20 protein-coding genes are annotated in these 26,538 nt (G+C 34.6%); 5 read left to right on the top strand and 15 right to left on the bottom strand.

The genetic code is table 11. From position 1 onward, the window contains the following. Nucleotides 1-43 precede the first annotated feature (43 nt). The 6 genes from AC4FRF_RS01985 to AC4FRF_RS01960 all read right to left on the bottom strand — a co-directional run bounded on the left by AC4FRF_RS01985 (nucleotide 44) and on the right by AC4FRF_RS01960 (nucleotide 6,402). Nucleotides 44-1,090 (bottom strand): glycosyltransferase family 9 protein, encoded by a 1,047-nt coding sequence (locus tag AC4FRF_RS01985; RefSeq protein ID WP_491157767.1) that lies wholly within the window; start codon nucleotides 1,088-1,090, stop codon nucleotides 44-46. 157 nt (nucleotides 1,091-1,247) lie between these two features. Next, nucleotides 1,248-2,531: an MFS transporter gene (locus AC4FRF_RS01980; protein WP_491157766.1), complete on the bottom strand. Its 1,284-nt coding sequence runs from the start codon at nucleotides 2,529-2,531 to the stop codon at nucleotides 1,248-1,250. Further along, nucleotides 2,531-4,219: a single-stranded-DNA-specific exonuclease RecJ gene (gene recJ, locus AC4FRF_RS01975; RefSeq protein WP_491157765.1), complete on the bottom strand. Its 1,689-nt coding sequence runs from the start codon at nucleotides 4,217-4,219 to the stop codon at nucleotides 2,531-2,533. The genes AC4FRF_RS01980 and recJ overlap by 1 nt, the downstream gene beginning before the upstream one ends. A 74-nt stretch (nucleotides 4,220-4,293) precedes the next feature. Beyond that, complete coding sequence (locus AC4FRF_RS01970; RefSeq protein ID WP_491157764.1) at nucleotides 4,294-4,638, bottom strand: HopJ type III effector protein; 345 nt, start codon at nucleotides 4,636-4,638, stop codon at nucleotides 4,294-4,296. 12 nt (nucleotides 4,639-4,650) lie between these two features. Further along, nucleotides 4,651-5,376 carry a 16S rRNA (cytidine(1402)-2'-O)-methyltransferase gene (gene rsmI / locus AC4FRF_RS01965; protein ID WP_491157763.1) on the bottom strand — a complete coding sequence of 242 codons (726 nt, stop codon included), beginning with the start codon at nucleotides 5,374-5,376 and terminating at the stop codon, nucleotides 4,651-4,653. A 36-nt stretch (nucleotides 5,377-5,412) separates the two neighbouring features. Next, a complete protein-coding gene (locus AC4FRF_RS01960; RefSeq protein WP_491157762.1) occupies nucleotides 5,413-6,402 on the bottom strand; it encodes a DUF8457 domain-containing protein in 990 nt (329 codons plus the stop codon). A gap of 214 nt (nucleotides 6,403-6,616) precedes the next feature. On the opposite strand from AC4FRF_RS01960, the gene AC4FRF_RS01955 reads away from it, so the two are divergent. Then, nucleotides 6,617-7,207, top strand: a complete 591-nt coding sequence (locus tag AC4FRF_RS01955; protein ID WP_491157761.1) for a thymidine kinase — start codon at nucleotides 6,617-6,619, stop codon at nucleotides 7,205-7,207. A gap of 73 nt (nucleotides 7,208-7,280) precedes the next feature. Here the strand turns inward: AC4FRF_RS01955 and AC4FRF_RS01950 are convergent, their stop codons facing one another. Beyond that, the gene (locus AC4FRF_RS01950; RefSeq protein ID WP_491157760.1) at nucleotides 7,281-8,771 is read right to left on the bottom strand and encodes a S41 family peptidase; all 1,491 of its coding nucleotides are present in this window, start codon (nucleotides 8,769-8,771) and stop codon (nucleotides 7,281-7,283) included. 52 nt (nucleotides 8,772-8,823) lie between these two features. Between AC4FRF_RS01950 and AC4FRF_RS01945 the strand changes: the two genes are divergently transcribed. Both AC4FRF_RS01945 and AC4FRF_RS01940 read left to right on the top strand, forming a co-directional pair. Then, nucleotides 8,824-9,204 carry a hypothetical protein gene (locus AC4FRF_RS01945; protein WP_491157759.1) on the top strand — a complete coding sequence of 127 codons (381 nt, stop codon included), beginning with the start codon at nucleotides 8,824-8,826 and terminating at the stop codon, nucleotides 9,202-9,204. 247 nt (nucleotides 9,205-9,451) lie between these two features. Beyond that, nucleotides 9,452-9,859, top strand: coding sequence for a YMGG-like glycine zipper-containing protein (locus tag AC4FRF_RS01940; RefSeq protein ID WP_491157758.1), 408 nt, complete (start codon nucleotides 9,452-9,454; stop codon nucleotides 9,857-9,859). A gap of 75 nt (nucleotides 9,860-9,934) precedes the next feature. Here the strand turns inward: AC4FRF_RS01940 and rpoN are convergent, their stop codons facing one another. From rpoN to AC4FRF_RS01905, 7 genes are all read right to left on the bottom strand, one after another. After that, nucleotides 9,935-11,395, bottom strand: coding sequence for an RNA polymerase factor sigma-54 (rpoN, locus tag AC4FRF_RS01935; RefSeq protein WP_491157757.1), 1,461 nt, complete (start codon nucleotides 11,393-11,395; stop codon nucleotides 9,935-9,937). Between the two features lie 83 nt (nucleotides 11,396-11,478). Continuing rightward, nucleotides 11,479-12,912, bottom strand: coding sequence for an asparagine--tRNA ligase (gene asnS, locus AC4FRF_RS01930; protein WP_491157756.1), 1,434 nt, complete (start codon nucleotides 12,910-12,912; stop codon nucleotides 11,479-11,481). 413 nt (nucleotides 12,913-13,325) lie between these two features. Further along, nucleotides 13,326-13,904 (bottom strand): uracil-DNA glycosylase family protein, encoded by a 579-nt coding sequence (locus AC4FRF_RS01925; protein WP_491157755.1) that lies wholly within the window; start codon nucleotides 13,902-13,904, stop codon nucleotides 13,326-13,328. A gap of 261 nt (nucleotides 13,905-14,165) precedes the next feature. After that, the gene (locus AC4FRF_RS01920; RefSeq protein ID WP_491157754.1) at nucleotides 14,166-14,573 is read right to left on the bottom strand and encodes a hypothetical protein; all 408 of its coding nucleotides are present in this window, start codon (nucleotides 14,571-14,573) and stop codon (nucleotides 14,166-14,168) included. A gap of 207 nt (nucleotides 14,574-14,780) precedes the next feature. After that, nucleotides 14,781-17,405, bottom strand: a complete 2,625-nt coding sequence (locus tag AC4FRF_RS01915; protein WP_491157753.1) for an MGH1-like glycoside hydrolase domain-containing protein — start codon at nucleotides 17,403-17,405, stop codon at nucleotides 14,781-14,783. Nucleotides 17,406-17,696: 291 nt separating this feature from the next. Further along, complete coding sequence (locus AC4FRF_RS01910; RefSeq protein WP_491157752.1) at nucleotides 17,697-18,533, bottom strand: mechanosensitive ion channel family protein; 837 nt, start codon at nucleotides 18,531-18,533, stop codon at nucleotides 17,697-17,699. Nucleotides 18,534-18,777: 244 nt separating this feature from the next. Beyond that, on the bottom strand, nucleotides 18,778-21,177 hold the full coding sequence (locus tag AC4FRF_RS01905; RefSeq protein ID WP_491157751.1) for an efflux RND transporter permease subunit: 2,400 nt from the start codon (nucleotides 21,175-21,177) through the stop codon (nucleotides 18,778-18,780). 194 nt (nucleotides 21,178-21,371) lie between these two features. On the opposite strand from AC4FRF_RS01905, the gene AC4FRF_RS01900 reads away from it, so the two are divergent. After that, nucleotides 21,372-23,642 (top strand): cation:proton antiporter domain-containing protein, encoded by a 2,271-nt coding sequence (locus AC4FRF_RS01900; RefSeq protein WP_491158291.1) that lies wholly within the window; start codon nucleotides 21,372-21,374, stop codon nucleotides 23,640-23,642. Nucleotides 23,643-23,646: 4 nt separating this feature from the next. Next, nucleotides 23,647-23,976 carry a DMT family transporter gene (locus tag AC4FRF_RS01895; protein WP_491157750.1) on the top strand — a complete coding sequence of 110 codons (330 nt, stop codon included), beginning with the start codon at nucleotides 23,647-23,649 and terminating at the stop codon, nucleotides 23,974-23,976. Here the strand turns inward: AC4FRF_RS01895 and AC4FRF_RS01890 are convergent. Next, complete coding sequence (locus AC4FRF_RS01890) at nucleotides 23,973-26,471, bottom strand: carboxypeptidase-like regulatory domain-containing protein (RefSeq protein ID WP_491157749.1); 2,499 nt, start codon at nucleotides 26,469-26,471, stop codon at nucleotides 23,973-23,975. The two genes, AC4FRF_RS01895 and AC4FRF_RS01890, sit on opposite strands and share 4 nt — an antisense overlap. Between the last annotated feature and the right edge of the window lie 67 nt (nucleotides 26,472-26,538).

Below are 26,538 nucleotides of genomic sequence, written 5' to 3'. Positions count from 1 at the left end.
TTATATTAATTCTAAATAAAAATAGTAAAAAAATAAAGTAGAACTAAGTCAGACGTGTTTTAATAAGTGCAATTATTGCATCGGCACTAGTTGTCTTGGTGTCAATGGCTAGGCTATTGTTGCCATAAGGTTCATATTTTTCGGGAATTGTTACCGAAAATAATCCTAAAACCGGAGTTTGAGAAGCACAGGCCAAATGCATAATTCCACTATCGGCACCGATAAAAACTTCGGTACTAGCAATAAAAGCAGCTATTTCACGTACATCTTTACTATAAAAAGATGGTGCTTTAAAGCCAATTTGTGAAACATTTTCTACAGGTAAAACCTCTACAATATTATAGTCAGGGAAAGCAGTGACTAATTTTTCATAAAAGATATTCCACCATTCGATACAATAACATTTAGCTCCAGTAGCAAAAGTAAAAATGGAAATTGTTTTTTTGTCATTTTGAACAATTTGATCTAAAATAGATTTGGCATCTTTTAGTTCTTCTTCGCTAATTTTAATATTGATGGTTGGGATTTCTTTATTTTGGTTTGCTAGACCAAGTTGGTTTAAATAATGGCGTAATTCGTAGATAGGATATTTCGCCATGTGTTTATAATCACTATGATTTTTAACGATTTCGTCGTTTAATTCTCCAAAGAATTTATAATCAGCATTAGCCAATTGTGTAGACATACGTCCCGAAGAAGATCCTTTGTCGATGTTAATGACTAAATCGTATTTCTTTTTTTTGATTTTTAACCAAACTTGAAAGTATTTTAAGAGATTTTTAAAAGGTTTTCTTGGTAAAACAATGAAATTTTCAACCGAAGGATAGTTTTTAAAAACGATAGGTCCTAAACCTCCTTTTATGAAAATATCAATTTTACAATTGGGAAAAGTAGTATTGATTTCTTGAACTAACGGAGTGATGAGTAATAAATTTCCCAAACGATGGTTGGGACGACAGATTAACACATTTTTAAAATCTATTTCCGAACTACTATTTCGGTTTTTATCCAATTTAGTAGTTCCAATATTTTTAGTTAAACTGCGTGTAATTTTTCTTCTTACCGCATTAATTTTTGATTTAAAACTCATTTTTTACCTTTAAAAACTTTGAAAGTACTTTAAAAGTAGTTGACTTAGATTAAATTATTGTTAAGAATGCTTTTTTAATACCAAATTATATCCTTTTATAGGGTAATTCTTTAACACGCTATGTGTTAATTGATTAGTGAGTTAGTTTTGTTTAAGATTATTCTTCTTTTTCATGTTCCTCAATATCTTTTGTCAAATCTAATCTTCTAAAAGATGGCGAAATAATACCCGTTGTCATAACAATTAATAGAGTCATACTTCCTCCAAATACTACTGCTGTAACAGTTCCCATTAATCGAGCAGTTAGTCCGCTTTCAAATGCTCCTAATTCGTTTGATGAGCCCACAAACATCGAATTTACTGCTGAAACTCTTCCGCGCATATTGTCGGGTGTTTTAATTTGTAATATGGTTTGACGTATAACTACCGAAATCCCATCAAAAACACCACTAAAAAATAAAGCAAAAAGCGAAATCCAAAACCAGGTTGAGAGTCCAAAAATAATAATGCACACTCCGAAACCAAAAATGGCTCCTAAAAGTTTCATTCCCGCATTTTTACTTAAAGGGACATAAGCAGTAATTAACATAGTCAAGAAAGCTCCCACTGCTGGTGCGGCTCTTAAAAAACCAAAACCTTCAGGTCCAACTTTTAGAATATCTTGTGCGAAAACTGGTAATAGGGCTACGGCACCACCAAAAAGTACGGCAACCATATCCAATGTGATTGCTCCTAAAACGGTTTTATTATTGAAAACAAACTTGATTCCTTCAGTTAAACTTTGCATTACAGGCTCGCCAATTTTTGGGTTTAAAATTGGTTTTTTACTAATTTGTGATAAGGCTAATAAGGCCATTAGCGAACAGGCAAAAACCAAACATAGAGACCAATGAACCCCCATTAATGTAATGGAAAATCCTGCAACAGCTGGACCTACAACCGAACCTATTTGCCAAACCGTACTGCTCCAAGTAGCAGCATTAGGATATACTTTTTTAGGAACAATTAGAGATAAAAGCGAGAAAATAGTTGGTCCAAGAAAGGCTCTTACCAATCCTCCTAAAAACACTAGAAAATAAATGCAGTATAATATAATTTGGCTTGAATAACCTTTAACAACGGTAGGCCAGGTTAGTAGAAATAAACCAAAACTAATTACTGAAAAGGCAAAAATACATTTCATCAATAATCCTTTTTTCTCTTTTTGGTCTACAATATGTCCAGCAAATAATGCCAGCGAAACCGCTGGAATAACTTCCATTAATCCGATGATTCCCAGAGAAAGGGCATCTTTAGTAATGCTGTATACTTCCCATTCGATGACAATAAATTGCATGGACCAGGCAAATACCATCGCAAAACGAAGGAATAAAAAGGTATTGAATTCTTTATAACGTAAGGCTGCGTAAGGATCTTTTTTATCTAATTTTTTGGATGTCATTATCGAATGCTTTTTAGTCGTAATTGTATTGATGTTTTACCATTCCATTCGTTTTCATCAATGCAATAGGCAATTTGAAATGGTTTTTGATTGGTAGTTACATCCATTTTGTTTCCTAATCCAAAACCTATAGCGGCAATGCCTTCGGAATTATTTTGTTTTACAAATAGTTTTAAATGTTCGTCTTCTGAACCTAGTTTTTTTGCATAACCAGTATCAACGACCTCTTTAGTTAAAAATACAGGCGTCATGTTTAGAGGACCAAAAGGTTCGAATTGTTTCAAGATTCGGTTGAGTTTTGGTGTAATGTCCGAAAAGTTAATTTCAGCATCAATTTCTATTTCAGGAATAAGTTGGTCGGGATGAATGGTTTTTTGTACTTGTTTTTCAAAAGCTTCTTTAAAAGCGGCATAATTTTCAGCTTTTAACGTCATTCCGGCTGCATACATGTGCCCGCCAAATTGCTCCAAATGTTCCGAACAGGCTTCCAGCGCATTATAAACGTCAAATCCTTTTACCGATCGAGCCGAAGCAGCATATTTGTTACCACTTTTTGTAAAAACTAAGGTTGGACGGTAATAGGTTTCTATTAATCGCGAAGCCACAATTCCGATTACGCCTTTGTGCCAATCTTCTTGAAAAACTACCGTGGTAAAACGTTCTTGTTCTTGATTTTCTATTATTTGCTGAAAAGCTTCTTTGGTAATGTGTTTGTCTAAATCTTTTCGGTCGGCATTGTATTGTTCAATTTCAGAGGCAAATTGTTGGGCTTGTTCAAAATCAAATTCGCTCAATAATTCCACAGCATGATTACCATGTTTGATGCGTCCCGCAGCGTTAATTCTGGGAGCAATAATAAAAACAACATCTGTAATATCAAGCGTCTGTTTTTTTATTTGGTGTATTAAAGCTTTAATTCCAGGTCTTGGATTGTTGTTAATCACTTGCAAACCAAAATAGGCTAATACTCGATTTTCACCTGTCATTGGAACGATGTCGGCGGCAATAGCGGTAGCAACCAAATCGAGATAAGGTGCTAAATCTTCAATGGTTTGATTTCTATTTAAACCTAAAGCCTGAATTAATTTAAAGCCAATTCCGCAACCACACAATTCATCATACGGATAGTTACAATCGGCTCTTTTTGGGTCAAGTACCGCAACAGCTTCTGGTAAAGTATCTCCTGGTCTATGGTGGTCGCAAATGATGAAATCGATGTTTCGCTCTTTTGCGTAAGCGACATGATCAATCGATTTGATACCACAATCTAAGGCAATAATTAATGAAAATCCATTGTCATCCGCAAAGTCAATTCCTTTAAAGGAAACACCATAACCTTCGTCATAACGGTCTGGAATATAGGTGGCAACATTGGGATAAAAACTTTTTAAATAAGAAGAAACAAGAGAAACGGCCGTTGTTCCATCCACATCATAGTCGCCAAAAACTAATATGCGTTCTTGATTTTCAATGGCATTTTCAATGCGTTCAATTGCTTTTTCCATATCTTTCATCAGATAAGGATCATGCAAATGGTCTAATGAAGGACGAAAAAATAGTTTGGCGTCTTCAAAAGTTTCAATACCGCGTTGCACTAATAATTGGGCTACAAATTCTTCCACATTTAAGGCTTGTGCCAAATGTTTGATTTTGTCTTCCGAAGGTTTGGGTTTAAGAGTCCAACGCATTTGATTCTAGATTTTAGATTTTAGATATCAGAATGTAGAAAGCTAAAATCTACACGCTGAAATCTAAAATAATTTTATTTTAAAACTAAAGCAGTTCCTTCAAATTGAATTCCGTTCCAACCATGAATCATAAAGTTTCTGATGTTTTGGTGGTTAGTTCCTTCTGGTTCGCCTAAAACTTCCTCGCGGTAAAAAGCACCAAAACAAGCTAATGTTTCTGCTTGAGATAAGTTTTGCAATTGGGCGAAAGCAAATAATTTGCAAGAACCTGAATTAGTTCCAGCAGCGTTATGGGTATTTCCGTTTTGGAAAGCAGTAGGAGTAAAGTCGTAATTTTCTTCAATTACTGCTATCGTTTCAGGAAAAGTAATTGTTTCAGGTGTTTGTTGTAATTTTTCTAAGAAAGTTGTAATATTCATTTTGTGTAATTGTTATTCTTCGTCTTTTTCTTCTTTTTGGAATTTACTCTTTTTGGCTTCTTTAATAATGGTTTTTCCAGCAACCACCACTACAATTTCTCCTCGAGGCGCAGTTTTTTCAAAGTGAGCCAAAACTTCTTTGGCCGTTCCTCTGCGGTTTTCTTCGTGTAATTTAGAGAGTTCTCTCGAAACACATATTTGTCGGTCTTCGCCAAAATAAGTCACAAATTCGGCTAAGGTTTTGACTAATTTATGTGGCGAAACATACAGAATCATGGTTCTGGTTTCTTCGGCTAGTTCTAGATAGCGGGTTTGGCGTCCTTTTTTTTCAGGTAAAAAACCTTCGAAAATAAATTTATCGTTTGGCAAACCACTATTGACTAAGGCAGGAACAAAAGCCGTTGCGCCTGGAAGGCATTCTACAGCAATTCCGTTTTCCACGCAAGCACGCGTTAATAGAAAACCAGGGTCTGAAATAGCAGGAGTCCCCGCATCTGAAATCAGCGCAATGTTTTCTCCGGCTTTCAATCGGGCAATCACATTTTCGATGGTTTTGTGCTCGTTATGCATGTGATGACTGTGCATGTGGGTGCTAATCTCAAAATGCTTCAGGAGTTTTCCACTGGTGCGTGTGTCTTCGGCAAGAATCAAATCGGCTTCTTTTAGAATCCGAATGGCTCTAAAAGTCATGTCTTCAAGATTGCCTATGGGCGTGGGAACGATATATAGTTTTGACATAAATTAATTAGTTGAAACAAAGGTTAAAGCTTGTTTTTAAAGGAATTTTTTTTCAATAATTTCCATAAAACGTTCTTCGTATTCTTCTTTTCCTTTCCAATCATTATAATCTGGTTTTACCATTTCGTCTATGAAACTTTTGGTTTCATAGAAATTATCAAAAGTGATTAATTGATTCATCACTCGATTGTAATCTTCGTTGCTGTTGCCAAAAAGATGTTTTACAAAAGCGATACGATCGTTTAAATCAATTTCGATTCCTTTAGAGAATTTATCGTTTAATGAAACTTTTTTTGGAGCTTCTTTTTCAGTTGTTTCTACTGCTTTTTCAACAGGAGTTTCTGTTGTGTCAATCGGTTCAAAAACAATATCTTTATTCGTTTCAGTAGGTACTTCATCTACTTTTACAAATTCAGGTTCGTTATAGTTTAAACCTAATAAATCTTCAAACGAAATCTGTACCGTTTCAGGTTTTTTAACTTCTTCTACTTCGGGTTCTCCATTGAGTTCAAAGGCAGCTTTGATTTTTGGAGTTTCTTCAATTTCCTCTTCTTCTTCTATTTCTGGTTCCGTTTCGTGGAATTCAGCTTCCGTTTCTTCTAAAGCTTCTTCTTCATCAGAGATTAAATCTTCTTCCTCTTCTTCAACTGTTGCTTCAACTTCAGGAACATTTTCTGCTTCAATTGTAGCTTCTTCAGCAATTATAGCCACTTCTTCTTTTTCTTCAGCAATAGTTTCTTCAGCTTTGGCTTCAGGAAAAATGTTGCTTTCGGTCATTTCGATTTCTGTTTCTACAGGCAAAGTAGCTTCTTTATCATAAAAGCCTTCAATCTCTTTTTCTATCTCACTGTAACTGCCAATGGTAGGTTTTACATCGCCATAATTGTCCTCAACAAATTTCAAAACAGATAGTTTTTCATATAATTTTTGAGTTTCCAAATACAATTGATTCACGTCAGATTTATCTTTGATTTGTAATATTCTGTGCGCGATGCTAATTAAATCGGCTTCTAATCTTTTTTTCATAATGGTTAAATTATAGTATGTATTTTGGCGAATGTCTGTTTATTTCTTTAATAGAGAAGACTTTTGAGATTACTTTTAATAAAGTGCTCATAAACCTTCAAATTGCTAAAAATTTTCTACTTTTGAGAAAGTGTAAAAGTATAAAATCTTGAGTCGATTTTAAGTTTACAAAGTAATAAAAACTATTCATTTTTTAAGTTAGAAAAAAGATAAAATGTTTCTCGAAAATACAGTAAATCATAAAGAGCAATTTGGATGGATTGAAGTTATTTGCGGTTCGATGTTTTCGGGTAAAACGGAAGAATTGATTCGTCGATTAAAAAGAGCGCAATTTGCCAAGCAAAAAATAGAAATTTTTAAACCAGAGGTTGATACCCGCTATCATCAAGATATGGTAGTTTCTCATGATGCCAATGAAATTCGTTCGACACCGGTTCCAGCCGCCGCTAATATTGCTATTCTTGCACAAGGTTGTGATGTGGTGGGAATTGATGAAGCTCAGTTTTTTGATGACGAAATCGTAAGGGTTTGCAATGATTTGGCTAACCAAGGTATTCGTGTTATTGTAGCGGGATTAGATATGGATTTCAAGGGGAACCCTTTTGGACCAATGCCTGCACTTATGGCAACAGCTGAATATGTAACTAAGGTGCATGCCGTATGTACCCGTACCGGAAATTTAGCACATTATAGCCATAGAAAAACAGCAAATGATAAATTAGTATTATTAGGTGAAACCGAGGAATACGAGCCCTTGAGTCGTGCTGCTTATTATGAAGCGATGAAAGATCAGGAGAAGAAATAAATCCTCTCCTAAAAATAGGGAGCAAGAACTAGATTGAAATTGGCAATCCCTTGATATTCTGTTTATTATTTCTTTAATCTTTTAAATTCTCGATGTACAAGCCTTTGGCAGTGTTTGTAGGGTTGAATGCAGCAAGATTATCAATTCTTAAAGGCAAAGAGGTATCCGTATTTTTCCCTGTAGATCGCATAGTTTGTCCCGTAATTAATTCGAGCGCTTTCTTCAAAGAAGGATCTTTTATGTTTCCAAATTCAACCAGATTTAAGAAAGTACTGTAAGGATTAATTTCGTAATCAGGCTTAATATTTGTTGGATTTACGTCTTTGTCTTTGTTGTAATATGAAAATGTAATGGGTTGCAATTGCCATTTGTGTTTGCTGCTTCGATTGTCATAGGAGATATAATCATAATCAGGAGAATCGTACAATGTATTAGATCCTACAAATTTACCTACTGTTTCTTCACCTATTGTGGTTACGCTAATATATTTTTTTAGGCATTGTATGGTGAGCTCGCTGGCAGAAGCGGTTTGAAAACTTACCAACACATATATTTTTGTTAAAGCAAGACTGTTTATATTTTCTTCTCTCTGAAAAGTAGGTTCGTTATCAACTAAGTTAAAAATTTTTACTTTTTCGGAAAGGTTTTTATAGCCATCTTCACTGTTGTGTTTGTCATTGAAATCTAAATAAACATATGGTTTATTGGTAAAACTTCCGTTAATCATTTGTGCCAAAGCAATAGCTGTTTCTAATGATCCACCTCCATTGTATCTTAAATCTAAAACTAATTCGTTTATTCCATCCGATTGCATTTTAGCAAAAGCCGCATTGAGTTCGTCATTATAATCGGATTTAAAACCATTATAAACCAAATAACCAATGTTTTTATCTCCATATACTTTGTTTTCGTAATAAGCAATAGGATTTTCGTCGATATCGGCTTTTGTTACGGTTACAGTTGCTGCTTTGTCTGTGGTTACTAAACTTGAGCTTGTAAATTGAACGCTAGCTGCCAAAGTAACAGTTATTTGTGTGTTTTGTAGTTGATCATAATTACTTGAAGTAAGCTGGCTTCCATTTACTTTTGTAATAACGTCACCTCTTTTTAATCCCGCCAAAGCTGCTGGTGAACCAGGTACAATGTAGTTAATCAAGGCTACTAAATTTATACCGGATGCGTCTTTAGGATAAATCCCATAACTAAAACCACCTTTTTTTTCGACTTCTGCAATTTTTGATGCATAGACTACCTCATTACTGTTTTCAATCCAAGAAAATCGATCAACAGTCCCTCTTTGATACAGGAGTGAATAAAAAAGTGCATCGGGGGTTTTTCCATTAATCAATTTGTTATAAACGGCAGCAGAAGTGATTTTGCTATCGGACAAATCGGAAACATTGGGTTGCCAATAGTACCAAGAATTCATGGCTTTCCAAACAAAGTTGTTAATCTCGTCTGGTTTGGTTGTAGTTGTGGTGGTTTCATTAGAATCAGAATCCTTGCTGCAAGATGTAAAAATCAATGCTACAAGCAATGATTCAATGACATATTTTAATTTCATTATTTTAATCGTTAATTTTAATTAAATTTGAGGCTGTTAAACCTTTAAAAGTATGAAAAATAGTATTTCAAAAACCATCTTTTTATTACTTTCTTTCCAGTTTTTTTTTCTTTCTTGCTGTTCTAAACAATTTTTAGACATTAAAAACCAAACGTATAAAAGTTACAATAAGAATAGTGAGAAGGGATATGTTGTTTATTTTGAACTGAATAGCCCTAGTGTTACTCCTAGATCGGTTGTGATTAATGGTATTGTTCAAAATATCCTCAGTGCAAACAAAATTGGTAATACTTACCAAGTAAATGTGATTGCACAAACGAACATAATTCATGACTACCAAGTAAAATTAGAAAAAAAAGAAAACGGAATTTATTTTGAGAAAGATTCAAAACTATTTTTTCAAGCTGTAAAATTCAAGTTAATTACCGATTAATGTTCTCTTTGCTAAAAAACAGCAAATGATAAATTAGTATTATTGGGTGAAACCAAGGAATACAAGCCTTTAAGCCGAGCTGCTTATTATGAAGCAATGCAAAAAAAATCAAGAATGACGATTGCTTTTAAGTTTTTGATGAAAGCTACAATTTAAATTTTATAATAAATTAATAAAATCATATAAAACATAATAGTTGTTGTTGGTTGTATCTTTGTATGGTATTAATTTTTAAAATTATAAAGTCATGAAATATATTTATGTAATGTTAGCTTCTTTGATGATTGTTTCTTGTAAGAAAGCAGATTCTGCGGGTGTTTTAGATGATAAGCAAGCGAGTATTGATTCGATGAAAATGGAGATGGTAAAACAAAAAGCTATCGATTCTATGAAAATTGAAATGGCAAAACAAGAAGCTGAGAAAGAGAAAGAAGTAACGGTAATTAATAATACAACACCTCAAGCGGCTCCAGCTCCAGCTGAAAAAAAGAAATGGAGTAGTACTGCTAAGGGTGCGGTTATTGGTGCAGGAGTTGGTGCTGCAACAGGGGCAATTATCAGTAAGAAAAAAGGAGAAGGTGCTATTATTGGTGGTTTAGCAGGTGCTGGTGTTGGTGCCGGTACAGGTGCTATTATTGATAGTAAGAAAAAATAAAAATTTACTTTTAGATAAAAAGGCTGTTTCATGAATTTGAAACAGCCTTTTTTGGTTTTTAGACAAACTTAATAGTTATATTTTCTTTCGCATTCTGGCTACGGGAATATCCAGTTGTTCCCGGTATTTGGCAACCGTTCTTCTAGCAATAGGATAGCCTTTTTCTTTAAGCAATTCGGCTAGTTGATCGTCGGGAAGGGGTTTTTTCTTATCTTCTTCTTCAATAATATTTTGCAATATTTTTTTAATTTCTAAAGTCGAAACATCTTCTCCCTGATCGTTTTTCATGGCTTCAGAAAAGAATTCCTTAATTAGTTTCGTGCCGTAAGGTGTTTCTACATATTTACTGTTAGCCACACGGGAAACTGTCGAAATATCGAGTCCAACAATATCGGCAATGTCCTTTAGAATCATGGGTTTTAACTTGGTTTCATCACCATCTAAGAAATATTCTTCCTGATAATGCATGATAGCATTCATGGTTACAAACAAGGTTTCCTGTCGTTGTTTGATAGCATCAATAAACCATTTGGCTGAATCCAGTTTTTGTTTGATAAATTGAACGGCTTCTTTTTGAGAATTCGATTTGTCTCTGGAATCCTTATAGGTTTGCATCATTTCCTGATAATCTTTTGAAACGTGCAATGAAGGAGCATTTCTTCCATTTAGGCTTAATTCCAATTCATTGTCAACAATTCTAATAGCAAAATCTGGAACTACATTTTCTGTGACTTTGTTGTTTCCTGTAAAACCTCCTCCTGGTTTAGGATTCAGTTTTTCGATTTCGTAAATGGCTTTTTTAAGTTGCTCATTCGAAATGTTGTATTTCTGAATCAGTTTGTCATAATGTTTTTTGGTAAAAGCATCAAATTGATTTTCGATAATATCAGCAGCTAAATCAACAGAATCCGTTGGGGTTTTATGTTTTAATTGCAGTAAAAGAGATTCTTGTAAATCACGGGCACCAACCCCAGAAGGTTCTAATTGGTGGATAACTTGCAACATGCGTTCTACCATGTATTCATCGGTGTAGATGGCCTGAGTAAAAGCCATATCGTCTACAATATCAGGAATGCTACGGCGAATGTAGCCCATATCGTCAATGCTTCCTACTAAGAATTCTGCAATTTCTCTTTCGTGATCGTCTAAGATAAACGTATTGAGTTGGTTGATTAAATCCTGATGAAAACTTATAGGCGCTGCTAATGGCGACTCGCGAGCTTCGTCGTCGTCACTGTAATTATTAGCCTGTGTTTTATAATCTGGAGTATCATCATCACTTAGGTACTCGTCTATATTGATGTCGTCGGCATCAATACTTTCGGAATCGTCGTAATCATCATACTCATCGTTTTCATATTCATCTTTTTCGTAATCGTCTTCTTCTTTTCCGGATTCTAAAGCTGGATTTTCATTCATCTCTTCTAAAAGACGTTGTTCAAAGGCTTGCGTAGGCAATTGAATTAACTTCATCAGCTGAATTTGCTGTGGAGATAATTTCTGTGATAGTTTTAAATTTAAGAATTGCTTTAGCATGTATTTTTAGTTATGAGTTATGGGTTATGGGTTGTAAGTTGAAGTGTAACGTTTAACTTCTAACATTTAACATATAACTTTTTTTAAAATTCAGCATTTCCCGGTGTTCTAGGAAACGGGATAACGTCGCGAATATTGGTCATTCCGGTTACAAAAAGAACTAATCTTTCAAAACCCAGTCCAAAACCGGAGTGAACCGCACTACCAAATCTTCGAGTATCCAAATACCACCATAATTCCTCTTCATCGATGCCTAAGGCTTTCATTTTTTCGACTAAAACATCAAAGCGTTCCTCTCTTTGCGAGCCTCCTACAATTTCTCCAATTCCCGGAAAAAGAATGTCCATCGCGCGAACGGTTTTTCCGTCTTCGTTTAAACGCATGTAGAAAGCTTTTATTTTAGCCGGATAATCAAACAGAATTACTGGACATTTAAAATATTTTTCGACCAAAAAACGTTCGTGTTCCGATTGTAAGTCGGCGCCCCATTCATTAATGATGTATTGAAATTTTTTCTTTTTGTTTGGAGTCGAATCTCTCAAAATGTCAATCGCCTCTGTGTAAGATACGCGTTTGAAATTGTTTTCCAAAACGAAATTCAATTTCTCCAGTAAGCTCATTTCGCTTCTTTCGGCCTGTGGTTTCGATTTTTCTTCTTCCAACAAACGACTTTCTAAGAACTTTAAATCGTCAGGACATTTGTCCATGGCGTAACGAATTACGTATTGGATAAAATCTTCGGCCAAATCCATATTGGCATCCAAATCATTGAAAGCTACTTCCGGTTCAATCATCCAAAATTCTGCCAAGTGACGCGAAGTATTCGAGTTTTCGGCTCTAAACGTTGGTCCAAAAGTATATATCTGTCCCAAAGCCATCGCAAAAGTTTCTCCTTCCAGCTGCCCTGAAACCGTTAAATTAGTATGTTTTCCAAAGAAGTCTTTCTTGTAATCAATGTTTCCTTCTTCATTTTTTGGTAAATTCTCAATTGGTAATGAAGTCACCTGAAACATTTCGCCGGCACCTTCAGCATCGGCACCTGTAATGATGGGCGTGTTCACATACACAAAACCTTTTTGTTGAAAATAGCTATGCACCGCAAATGATAATACCGAACGCACGCGCATAATTGCCCCAAAAGCATTGGTTCTTACACGCAAATGCGCATTTTCACGTAAAAATTCCAAAGAATGTTTCTTAGGTTGCATCGGGAATTTCTCCGGATCCGAATCACCAAGGATCTCTAATTTAGCGACCTTAATTTCATATTTCTGACCCGCTCCTTTGCTTTCAACTAAAGTTCCCGTTACCGAAACCGCAGCTCCAGTAGTGATTCTTTTTAAAATTTCGTCGGCTGTATTTTCAAAATCCACCACACATTGGATGTTGTTGATGGTAGAACCGTCATTCAAAGCAATAAATTGATTGTTTCTAAAAGTTCTTACCCATCCTTTAGCATTTACTTCCTGCAGCGTCATTGAGCTGTTCAATAAGTCTTTAACCTTTGTATGCTTCATTTGTGTGACAATAACGATTAAAATAATCCTGTTTCTATGACACAAATATAATTCATTTTCCCAAAGGAATAAACCTATGATTTGAATTTGGAGCTCTTTCCCGCTATCCGTTACAATCTTTTGTACCGAACCCCGGTACAAAAAGGATTTTCACTATTATCGGGGCTAGGGAATAGTGGAATTAGGTTTTATAAAGCTGTTTTGCTTTACGAAGATTTAAAATGCCGATTTATATGTCGTCCCTACGGGACTTTGATTTTACGTTAATTTATTTCCCCCGAAATAAATTTCGGGGCTACAAAATGAGTCGTTCCTACGGAACTTTTCTTTGCAAATATTGTTTAGAAATTTCAATTTACTTTAGATAAAGTGACAAAGAGCCATAGGCTCGGTATACTTTGCAGTGATCGATTTTAATCCATCCTTAAAACATTTTGAACTTGTTTTTTTAGCTCCGGTAAAACATCTTGTCCGAACCATTCATTTTTAGCTTGCCAAATATTGTTTCTTGGTGAAGGATGCGGTAACGGAAAGTATTTTGGCAAATAGGTCTGGAAATGCTGAACGGTTTCTGTCAAAGTACTTTTTGCTTTATCGCCCAAATAATAGTTTTGGGCATATTGTCCGATAAGTAAAATGAGTTTTGCATTAGACATTAATGTCAATAATTTGTCGTGCCACAATGGTGCACATTCATTTCTAGGGGGTAAGTCCCCAGTTTTGCCAGTCCCAGGAAAACAAAATCCCATTGGCATTAAAGCAATTATATCGGGATTATAAAATGTTTGCGTGTCTATGCCTAACCAATTGCGCAGATTGTCTCCACTTTTGTCGTTCCAAGGAATAGCTGTATTATGAACTATTCGTCCCGGAGCTTGCCCGATGATGATAATCTTACTTTTTGGACTTGCTGCAATAATAGGATTAACACCATCTTTAAGATGTGGTTCACATTCTCTACAGTTTCTTATTTGTTGTAAAAGTTTATCCATTATTGTGGTCTCCTAAAATTATAACCAGCGTTCTGGCGCTATAGCGGGTTTAGTACTAAATTAAGTCCATTATTCGGATTTTGCCACCCAAGCGATAGCGAATATAAAATTTAAAGATAATTAGATTTAAATATCCGCTTTGCAAATGCAATGATTTTTCTTTTAATTGAAGTAGGTACTCAATGTAATCGAGCACCAGTTGGGTAAAATTATATTTAAGTTGTGTAACAAGCACTGCTGTTAGTGGCTGGCCATTTAATACTATAAGTTTTTCAATTTTGCTAATCCTTCCGGATTGCTATTTGATGTTACGATTTGATTAAATTTTTGTATATTTTCGGTTTTAGATTCTGTTTTGGCTTTAATCCCAATTTTATTAAAATCTATTAGACACTCAATGATAAGTATATAATTTTCGTCTCCAGCGAATTTTCCAAGCAAAAAATATGCAGTTGCGCCTTGTCTGAAATTTTCATCGTCTAGATAGACTTTTGAGTCATAAATAAGAAATTCATTTCCAGTAATGATTTTAAAGTCACTTTCTAAGGCTAGGGAAATTTTCTCAATATTCTGATTTAGAATTTTTATTGCTTTTTGATTTTCGAAATCCTGTAAATAATCTTTCTGGTATTCTTTTTTTATTTCTTCAAGTATTATGTAAGATTTCATTTTGTTTTTGCATTAGATTCTTGAATTTGCGTAAGACTTGCTACTAACTCATTTATAAGAAAAATAATCTTCGCCAATCCGTCTTTGTTTAAATTTATATGCGAAGTTTTATTTTCCTTAAATGTATAAAAAAATCTTATAAAAAATATAAAACCCCATCTCATTCCTAAAACGAGACAGGATTTTAAATATAAATCTTTTTGAATTTTAACTATTCTTCTCTAATTCCAAGATTAAGTTAGCAATAAGTGCTGTCCATCCGGTTTGGTGGGAAGCGCCAAGCCCTTTTCCGGTATCGCCATCAAAAAATTCATAGAACAGATGTTCGTTTCTAAAATGTTCGTCTTTGGCAAAATGCTTTTCGTGGTCGTCCGAATGGTATTGGAATTTGCCATCACTATTGCGTTCAAACAATTTGATTAAACGTTTGGTTAGTTCGTTGGCAATTTCTTTTAAATTCATTTTCACTCCGGAACCCGTTGGGAATTCATAGATGTAGGTTGGTCCATAAAAAGTATAATATTTACGCAACGACTGAATAATCATATAATTCAACGGCATCCAAATAGGACCACGCCAGTTAGAATTTCCGCCAAACATATTCGAACGGCTTTCTCCGGGTTCGTATTGAATCTGGTGGCGTCCATGATGTTCAAAAACAAAAGGATGATCCTTGTGGAATTTAGACAGGGAACGAATTCCGTAATCCGACAGGAATTCATTTTCATCCAATAATCGAATTAAAAGATGTTCGAGTCGGAATCCGCGCATAATCGAGAACAGGAAGTTTCCATCTGCATTGGTCTTTTCTAAATTCGAAATCAAAGAAGCCAAATCTGGGCGCGTTCTAATAATTTCGTTAGCTCTTTTTCTAAAATCTTGTAATTGATCGAAGAGTTCTTTGTTCATAATTTCGACCGCAAACATTGGGATAACACCCACGAGAGAACGTACTTTTAGACGCTCGGTTTTGCCATTTGCCATTTCCACTACGTCATAGTAAAAATTGTCTTCGTCATCCCAAAGCGAAATATCTTTTTTCCCGATATGATGCATCGCCCAGGCAATATTTAAAAAGTGTCTGAAAAATTTAGCTGATACATCTTCGTAAATTTTATTGGTTTTGGCCAGTTCCAGCGACATGCGAAGCATATTCAGCGAAAACATCGCCATCCAGCTCGTCGCATCGGCCTGTTGCATTTTTTTTATTCCTTCGGGCATGTGATTGCGGTCAAAAACCCCAATGTTGTCCAAGCCCAGAAATCCTCCTTCGAACAAATCGGTGCCGCTGGTATCTTTTTGGTTCACCCACCAGGTAAAGTTGATGAGTAATTTTTGAAAAGCAGTTTCTAGGAAATCAGTATCTGCTTTTCCGGTTTTGTTTTTGTCTTTATCGTAAACCGTCCACACTGCCCAGGAATGCACGGGAGGATTGACATCACTAAAATTCCATTCGTAAGCCGGAATTTGTCCGTTAGGATGCATGTAGCTTTCCTGTAAAACGAGCAGTAATTGCTGCTTGGCAAAATAAGGGTCAATTTCTACAAAGGAAGCCATGTGGAAAGCCAAGTCCCAGGCGGCATACCAAGGGTATTCCCATTTGTCGGGCATCGAAATCACATGACGATTGGTAAGATGTTGCCAGGAATAATTTCGCATATTCGAACGATGAGGTGGTTCTTCTTTTAGACCGCCAAAAAGCCATTTGAAAACATCGTTATAATAAAACTGCTTGGTCCATAACAAACCTGAAAAAGCACTTTTGGCAATAGCACGATGCGTTTCGGGGATTTTTTCGCTTATGGTTTCGTTATAAAAGGCTTCGCATTCTGTTTTCCGTTGGTCAAATAAATTGTCAAAATCAGCCCAGGGATTTTCTAATAGCAGATGACTTAAACGGATTTTGATGCTTTTTTCTTCACCTGCTTTTAATTCTAATTCATGCCAGATAGCCACTTTAGTTCCAAACTTCTCCGGATTTACTGTTGCTTCTCCATGGATAACATGATTGTTGATGCCGTCTTTGACGTATTTATATTCATTAGCGAAATTGTAAATGCGTTCGTTATTGGTTTCGTTTTCACAAAATAACTGCTTTCCGTCTTCATGATATAAATAATAATCTTCAATACGGCTGCTTTTAGAAAGTACTGTATTTTCAGAAACCGATTCCATATTTGGTCTCGGGTGACGGTCGTTGTGTTTCCAGAAATTACGAAACCAGTAATGTGGCAGCACATGAATTTTGGCTGTTTCATTTCCTCTGTTCACCACGGTCACTTTCATCAGGATGTCATCGGTTCCGGCTTTGGCATATTCGATAAAACAATCAAAATAAGCATTGTTGTCAAAGCTGTTGCTGTCCAAAATCTCAAATTCCGGTTCTTCACGACTTCGTTGATTTTTGTGAACCAAATCAGTATAAGGGAATTCGTTTTGTGGGTATTTATACAGGTATTTATTGTAGGTATGAGTAGGAGTAGAAATTTGATGGAAATAGAGTTCTTTCACATCTTCACCATGATTTCCCTGATTATTGGTTAAACCAAATAAACGTTCTTTTAAGATAGGATCTTTTCCGTTCCAAAAAGCAGCTGCCAGACATACAATTTCTCTGGAATCACAAAAACCCGCAATCCCTTCTTCTCCCCAGCGGTAGGCATTGCTTCTTGCTTTGTCATGGTCTATAAATTCCCATGCTTCTCCGTGCTCACTATAATCTTCACGAACAGTTCCCCATTGTCTTTCGGCTAAATAGGGACCCCATTTTTTCCAATTTCTGTAATTATCAGCAACGGCTAATCTTTCTGTTTCTGAATTGGTATGCCCCATATTATTTGTGTGCTAGTTAGTGGTATTATAAAACTAAGACCTATTTAAAAAAACTCATTTTCAATGAAATTTCTAAACGGTCATTAGTAAAAATAAGATTTTTTTCTACAACTGTTCACACAAAGGGGAAGTATTGTCTAATTGTTGGTATTGTGAAGTTTCTTTTTGTTTTTTAGAAAAAAAGGAGTGTTTTTTTTGATGAAGTAGTAGCTCATTATTCATTTACCAAAAACAAAAAACTTCCCAACTTGACTAAAGAGGGAAGTTTTGAGTATTTAAAAAAACGAAGTTTTATTTGTTGCTATGTACATGAACATCCATTTGTGGGAAAGGAATGTTGAGGTTGTAATTGGCAAATTTAGTATATACTTTTTCATTCATGTCAAAGAATACACCCCAATAATCTGCTCCATCCACCCAAACTCTTACGGTAAAATTTACAGAGCTATCGGCAAGTGCAGCCAATCCCATAAAAGGAGCTGGGTCTTTTAAAATTCGGCTGTCTTCGGCAATAAAATCATTGATGGCTTTTTTAAAATTTTCAACATCATCTCCATAAGCAATTCCAAAAGTCCAGTCCACTCTTCGTGTTGGTTCGGCTGAATAGTTGATTAAAGCACCAGTTGAAAGTGGGCCGTTAGGAATGATAACTAGTTTTTTATCGGCAGTGTTCAACATGGTCGAAAAAATGCTGATTTCTTTTACGGTTCCAGTAAAACCTTGGGCTTCGATGAAATCGCCAAGTTTAAATGGTTTTAGAATCAAAATAATAACTCCTCCTGCAAAATTTTGTAAGGTGCCAGATAATGCCATACCAACAGCTAAACCAGCAGCACCCAGAATTGCCACAAAAGAGGTCATTTGGATGCCAATCATGCCCATTACAGTAATGGCAACTAAAGCTTTCAAGGCAATATTAGTTAGGCTTTTTAGAAAAGGAACAAGGGATTGATCAATTTTTGATTTTTCTAAGGATTTACCCACTCCTTTAGTGACTATTCGGGTAATCCATAAACCAATTATAAGGACGATGAGTCCGCCTACTAATTTTGGAGCATATTCAAAGCCAAAATCAACTGCTTTGTCAAAGTATTTGTTTGCCAATGTAACTTGTTCTTCTATTATCATTTTAAGGAAATTTATGTTTGTTAATTAATTTTTTATTTGCGGCTTTCTACTTTTAAATTTTCCTGATATTTATAAAAACGAGCTTAGCTGGTTTTATTGTATTAAATGCGGAATTTGGGTAAATTTAAAGCTCAAAGGTACCTATTTAAAAGTAAAATATCAAAAATGCTGGTTTTTTGCTATAAAAAAGCCCGTCATCAAGACAGGTTTTTTTATAATAATTTGCTAACAAAAAGAGGTCTGTTTATTTGTCTTCCAATTCGCCAATATGATCCAAAACATCAATTTTTGGTTCAATAAATTCTTGTTCGTTTGCTAATGATTTGTTTAGTGTTAAAACCAAACATGGCAATAACATTAAATTAGATAACATTCCAAAAGCGAGTGTAATGGCAATTAATCCTCCTAATGCTACTGTTCCTCCAAAATCTGATAGCATAAAGACTGAAAATCCAGCAAACAATACTACCGAAGTATAAAACATACTAATCCCGGATTCTTTAATGGTTGCAAAAACAGATTTCTTAATCTTCCAGTTGTTGTGTGTTAATTCTTGACGGTATTGTGCCAAAAAGTGAATTGTATCGTCTACCGAAAGTCCAAATGCAATACTAAAAACCAATATAGTGGATGGTTTTAGTGGAATTCCAAAATAGCCCATTAATCCAGCTGTAATCATCAGTGGAAGTAAATTAGGAATTAAAGAAACTACCACCATTTTGAAAGAACGAAACATGAAAACCATTAATAAAGAAATCAGGAAAATGGCAAAAAGTATCGAACTTACCAAGTTGTCCAATAAATATTTGGTTCCTTTTTCAAATACCAAAGCTTTTCCGGTCATCACTACTTTGTAGCGGTCTTTTGGGAAAATAGTATTGATTTTTGACCAAAGTTTATCTTCTATTTTAGACATGTTACCAGTGCCTATATCTTTCATGAAAGTAGTAATACGCGCCACTTGTCCTGTACTGTCAACATAACTTTTCATGATGTTTTCTTTACTGTCCTTGGTTCCGTTTTTGGCATAGCCTAAAATAAAACTTTGTTCTTGCGAAGTAGGTAATTCGTAATAATCAGGATTCCCGTTATAATAAGCTTGTTTGGAATATTTAACCAAATTCAAAATCGAAATGGGTTTAGATAATTCAGGGATTTCTTCGATGGTTTTTTGCAATTCGTCCATTTTTCTCATGGTCGAAAGTTTCATGACTCCCTTTTTTCTTTCAGTATCAACAGTAATTTCTAAAGGCATCACACCGTTAAATTCTTTTTCGAAAAAAAGAATGTCTTGGAAGAAGCCTGTTTTTTTAGGCATATCTTCAATCAAACTACCAGAAGTTTGAATTTTTAAAGCGCCAATACTACTAATTAAAAACAAAAAGATAGCTACGGCATATACATATCTTCGGTTGTATTTTACTGTTTTTTCTATCCAAGTAATAAAAACTTTAGTGTAATTACGGCTCAAATGTTCGAGATGTTTGTCTTTAGGAACGGGTTGGTAGCTGTAATAAATTGGAATTACAATCAAGCATAGAAAGAATAAGAACACAATACTTAGAGATGAAACAATACCAAATTCTTTTAACAATTCACTTTGTGTAATGATAAATGTAGCAAAACCAGCGGCTGTTGTTAAATTGGTCATTAGAGTAGCAGTACCCACTTTAGTAATTACCCTTTGTAAAGCACGGGCTTTGTTTCCGTGAGCCCGAAATTCTTGTTGGTATTTATTGGTCAAAAAGATACAGTTTGGGATTCCAATTACAATTACTAAAGATGGAACAATAGCGGTAAGAACTGTAATCTCGTAGTGGAATAAACCAAGTAATCCAAAGGTCCACATGACACCAATAATAACGATAATCATAGAAATTAAGGTAGCACGAAACGAGCGGAAAAAGAAAAAGAAAATTAATGAGGTAATAAAAAGCGAAGCGCCAATGAATAAACTAATTTCATCGGTAATACTTTTTGCGTTTAGCGTCCTAATGTAAGGCATTCCCGAAACGCGCAGGTCAACACCGGTTTCTTTTTCAAATGCATCTATTTTTGGAATAAATTCGTTTAGGATAAAATCTTTTCGTGCTGCCGTATTTACAATTTTTTTGTCCATGTAAATGGCAGAGCGAATGGTTCCGTTGTTGTTGAAAAGCAAACCTTCGTAAAAAGGCATTTTTTCGAATAAATCTTTTTTGATGCTGTCCAGATAAGCTTGATTAGCAGTTTTGCTTTGGTCAACAAAAGGAACTAATTCGAAACTTTCTATGGCTTCGTTTTTTTGTAATTTTTTTAAATCACTTACCGAAACAACAAGGTCAATTTCTTTTTGCGCTTTAAAATCGGACATTAATTTATTCCAGGCAGCAAAAACTTTTGGAGTAAAAAATACATCGTCTTTTACACCTACTACAATCAAGTTTCCTTCTTCTCCAAATTCCTTTAAAAAGGCATTGTATTCGGTGTTAACAGTGTTGTTATCAGGAAGTAAGTTAGCTTCGGTAAAAGAAAAGCGGATGTTTTTCCATTGTAATCCTAAAAAAAGGGTTATTAGAAAAATAAGTCCTAGTATCGCTATTCGGTTTTTAAGTACAATTCGGGCTATAAATTCCCAAAATCCCACTTTTAAGTTCTTTTTCATAAGGGTTTTAAAATGGCTGCAAATGTAGTGAAAACCACCCTAAAGGAGTAATTTATTTGTAAATTTTAAATCAAATTTAGGTTTTTAAAGCCTGATTTTTTTGCTGTTAAAGATAATTTTCAAAATGTAAATTCAATGGAAGAATTTAGCATCTTTGTGTGAGATATAAATCAAATATTTTGAGAGTTATGGTTTTGAAAAAATATAAAAACTCGCTGTTTTATTTAGGAGTAACGGGAGGTTTCTCTGCATTGATTTATTGGATTATTGAAAGAGGAAAATTACTTGAGTTACGAAAATCGAATGTGGTGGTTTCTGCCCAGAATGATTCTTTTGGTGATTTTATCGATTCAATGATGCATAATTTTCAGGACCCTTTGGCTATTTTGTTAGCTCAAATCGTGATGATTATTTTTACGGCGCGCATTTTTGGCTGGATTTTCAAAAAAATTGGTCAGCCTACTGTTATTGGAGAAATCATTGCCGGAATTGTGTTAGGACCTTCTCTTGTAGGAATGTATTTTCCTGAATTTTCTGCGGCGCTTTTTCCGGAAGCTTCCTTAGGAAATTTAAAGTTTTTGAGTCAGATAGGTTTGATTCTTTTTATGTTCGTTATCGGTATGGAATTGGATGTGAAAGTCTTGAAAAATAAGGCTAGCGAAGCTATTGTTATCAGTCATGCCAGTATTGTTATTCCGTTTGCTATGGGGATTGGGTTGTCTTATTTTGTTTATAATAAGTTTGCACCAGTAGGGGTAGAATTTCTTTCTTTTAGTCTTTTTATGGGAATTGCCATGAGTATTACGGCTTTTCCGGTTTTGGCTCGAATTGTACAAGAACGTGGAATCCATAAAACCCGATTAGGAGCTATTGTGATCACCTGTGCCGCCGCCGATGATATTACTGCCTGGTGTTTATTGGCAGTGGTAATTGCTATTGTAAAAGCAGGTGATTTTGTGGGATCGTTGTATGTTATTTCGTTGGCATTGGTTTATGTGTTAGTGATGCTTTTTATAGTAAAACCGTTCTTGAAAAGAATAGGAGATTTGTATGCTGAAAAAGATAGTATTGGAAAACCAGTAATGGCTCTTTTTCTGTTATTACTTATTATTTCTTCTTATGCAACTGAGGTTATCGGGATTCATGCGCTTTTTGGTGGTTTTATGATGGGAGCTATTATGCCTGATATCGCTAAATTCAGAATGATATTTATTGAAAAAGTCGAAGATGTTTCGGTGATTTTATTGTTGCCCTTGTTTTTTGTTTTCACTGGTTTGCATACACAGGTAGGCTTGATTAATGATGTGTATTTATGGAAAGTTACCGGAGCTATTATTGCAGTTGCAGTCATTGGTAAGTTTTTAGGAAGTGCGCTTGCGGCAAAATTTGTCGGGCAAAATTGGCATGATAGTTTAACTATTGGTGCTTTGATGAATACTCGTGGTTTGATGGAATTGATTGTGTTGAACATTGGTTTAGAATTAAAAGTATTAACGCCTGAAGTGTTTACCATGATGGTAATTATGGCATTGGTAACTACATTTATGACAGGGCCTGCGTTGAATGTGCTTGGTTTTATTTTTAAAAATAGAACAGAAGAGGCTACAGTAGAAGGTATAGATGAAAATAAATACCGCATTTTAATTTCTTTTGGAAATAATGAAAAGGGAAAATCTTTATTGCGTTTAGCTAATAGTTTGACTAAAAAACAAAAATCGTCAACTGTAATTACGGCGATGCATTTGTCTCAGAGTGATGAATTGCATTCATTTAATATGGAAGAAATAGAAAGGGAGAGTTTTGAACCTATTTTTGACGAATCGGATCATTTGGGAGTAAAATTGCTTTCTATTTTTAAAGTTACTAATGATATCGAAACCGAAATTGCCGATATAGCTAATAATGGGGATTATGATTTGCTTTTGGTTGGATTAGGAAAATCCATTTTTGAAGGAAGTTTACTGGGGAAAGTAATAGGTTTTACCACCCGAATAATCAATCCCGATCGGTTGATAGATAAGTTCAAGGGAAAGGAAGGTTTGTTTGAAAATTCGCCTTTTGATGAAAGAACCAGACAAATTGTTGCTAAAACAAAAACTCCTTTGGGGATTTTGATAGACAATGATTTTGAAGCTCTTAATCAAGTTTTTGTACCTATCTTAAAAGCAGATGATGCAGGATTAATGGATTATGTTCAAAAGATGATTTTTAATAACAATTCTAAAATCAATATTTTGGATAGAAATGGTTTTGTGAAAAATAATTTTGTGATACAAAGTACAGTGGTAACTTTGTTGCAAAAATTTCCAAACAATATAAATGTTATTAAAGAAAAAGAAATGAGTACTACTTTTTTAAAACAACAAGACTTGATGTTGGTTAGTTTAGAAAGTTGGAAAGATATGATAGATGCCGATATCGATTGGTTGGAAGATGTTTCGTCTGTTTTAATTATAAAGTCATAAAAAAATGAGTTGGATTTTGTTGATAATAGGAGGTTTGTTTGAAGTAGCTTTTGCCTCCTGTTTAGGAAAAGCTAAGGAAACTACTGGGATGGAATCGGCCTATTGGATGATTGGTTTTTTGTTGAGTTTGACTGCCAGTATGTTTTTATTGTACAAAGCCACTCAGGAATTGCCTATAGGAACAGCTTATGCAGTTTGGACTGGGATTGGAGCTGTAGGAACTGTATTAGTTGGTATTTTAGTATTTAAAGAACCAGCTACTTTTTGGCGTTTGTTTTTTATCGTAACACTTATTGCATCCATTATTGGATTAAAGTTTGTGTCGAGTCATTAGAAACCTAAATTCAAAACATAGCTCAGTTTGATGGCAATATTGTCTTCAAATTTGGGCAATTGATTTGGACCATAACGGAAAAAAGTAGTCAGTCCTAAGCCATTAAAAATTTGATTCAATTCTATTCCAGACTCAAAAAAACCATCGTTTAGTGTTTTGAAATTCAGTCCGATATGTTGTTCCGGATGGTCTAGATTTCCCCAAGCCATTCGAGTGACTAAAACAAGTGAAGGTTTTACTTTTTTTAATAGTGTTACACGATTAAAAGCATGCTTGAATTGAAAAAAAGCATATTTATTAGAGAAAAACTCATTAAAAAACATGGTTTCAAAACTGTTTTTTCCTCCAAAAGTGATTCTTTGCAGAATGGTTTCTTTGGTAATGTTATTAGGCGAAGTGTTGTATAAATGTGTTAGTGGAACATCGCCAAGAGCATAACCTGCTTGAAAAAGTAAAGTTGTTTTTTGACCGTTTAGGTATTTTTTCTCGTATTCGGTTTTGAAATCAAATTTACTAAAACTAAAATCATTTTCCCATAATCTTCCTAAAGTTTGAGTGTATTGAAAACTGAATTTAGGAAAGCGTTTTTCTATTTCAATTCGCCCTGTTGGGTTTTGCATAAAATCACTAAATGGACTCCATTGTAAAGATACCATGGCGGTTGTCATGGTGTAAGAAGTGTACAATTTGTCGTTTAGGTGAAATGCATAGTTAAATTTAGGTTCAATTTGAGCATGAGCAATCTCCCAAATGCTTTCAGTTTTTGGAATTTGTTTGGTTTCAAAATAACTTTTCCAGCTTATATAATTGTAAAAAGTACTAATATTGATAGGTCGGGGATCGTATATTTTGAACGGTTTTTTTTCAATTAAGTAAGAAGTACTCGCAATCTCTCTTACATCATCGGTGTATGAAAACCCAAGCCAGGAATTGGTTCGTTGGTCAACTTTTGCGGCTGCTCCAATACTACCTTTAAAAATTCCGTCTTTAGTCCCATAAGCATAATAGCCTTCTACTCTAAAAAATTTAGAAAGACGTTCGTTAGTCATTCCACCTAATCCTAATCGAAAACCTTCGTAGTTGTTGTAACTGAATATTTTTCGCAAATCTAAATCGAAAAAGCTAAGTGGAAGGTAGCCATTGATGATTTTTTTTCCAAATTGAACTCGGTGTGCAATCTTTTTTCGGATAGCAATGCTGTCTAATTCTTTGTAGGTTTCTAGGCTTCTGCTATCAATACTGTCTTTTCGGTAGTTTTTCCAAAAAGAATCGTCTTTGTTTAATGCTTCTTTGTGAATTTCAACAGCAAAATAAGGGTTTTGGATATTTACAACACTGTTGTTTTGGATGTCAAAATTGTAGCTGTCAGAACGCAAATAAATATAATCGGAAGGTTGCTTTTTTCGAGGTTTGAAATCTTTTTCGATATCACCATCAAATTGAATTGTTCCTCCAAAAATTTTAATATCATCGTCATTTTTTCCTTTTATAATTTGGAAACTTTTATGGATTGGAAACCAAATATTCTCATCAGCTATGTATTCGAATTCATGAATTGCGCTAATGTCTAGCAATCCTCTAATGCGCATAATTGCTTTAGTGATAGCAAAACTGTTTTGGTCAATATACAAGATGCCCTCGAGGCCTTTGGCTTTGCTTTTCTTTTTGTTTTTAAAGTAAATTACAAATGAGTTTCTATCATTAATAGTAACGCTATCCAGTAATTTGAAATTGTATTCATTTAGTGAAGAATTATCGGCAATAGGACTGTTGTATTTGGTTTCAAAAAGCTCGTACTTAGAATCGTAAATGGAAAAAGATTGCAGGTTGAAAGTCAGGATTTCGTATAACGGTTGTTTTAAGCCGGCCATTTTAGTACCTAAAATAGTTTCTTTTAACTTGTTGTCGCTAAATTGAAATTGAGATACTTTTTCAGTTTGAAACAGATGACGTTTGTTAACCATTGTTTTAAACTTATAATTAGTTGAATCAATTTTGACATAAACTCCTTTTTTGGTTTTTCTAACAATAATGGAGTCTATTTGTCCCGAAATCGAATCCGGGTTGGCAGAAACAATTAGTTTGTTATAGGTTTTAAATGCAAAGTTGTGCAGTTTTTTTTCAGGATTGTTGTTGTCTTTTAGTGCAATGGTTTTTTTGATAATTGCTAGTGCAGCATTTTCGGTATTAATTACTACTTCATTCAGTTTATCTGTTTTTTGAAGCAGTAGAATGTTGTAAAAGCTGTTATTTTTTTGAACTTCAATTTTTGTTTTGCTGAAGCCAATGTAGGAAACATAAAAAAATAAAATGGGTGTTTTAGAGTTAATATTGAATTTTCCGTCTACATCTGTCATGCCGTAACTACCGTTGTTGGTAGCTATGGTGGCAAAAGGCAGGGCTTTTTTAGAGTCGGATCCTTTTACAATTCCATTGATTTGAAATTGTGCTTGAAGCGAAAGCGTGAAAAAGAAAAACAATAAAAACTGCTTCATGGTGTTAGTTTAATCAAAACGCTGTAAACCCATTTTGGTAAGGCAAAAGTAAGAATAAAAAATCCGT

Source organism: Flavobacterium sp. ST-158, assembly GCF_058309975.1.
Note: the sequence above shows the minus strand (reverse complement) of the source record. Positions and strands in the feature narration are given on the sequence as shown.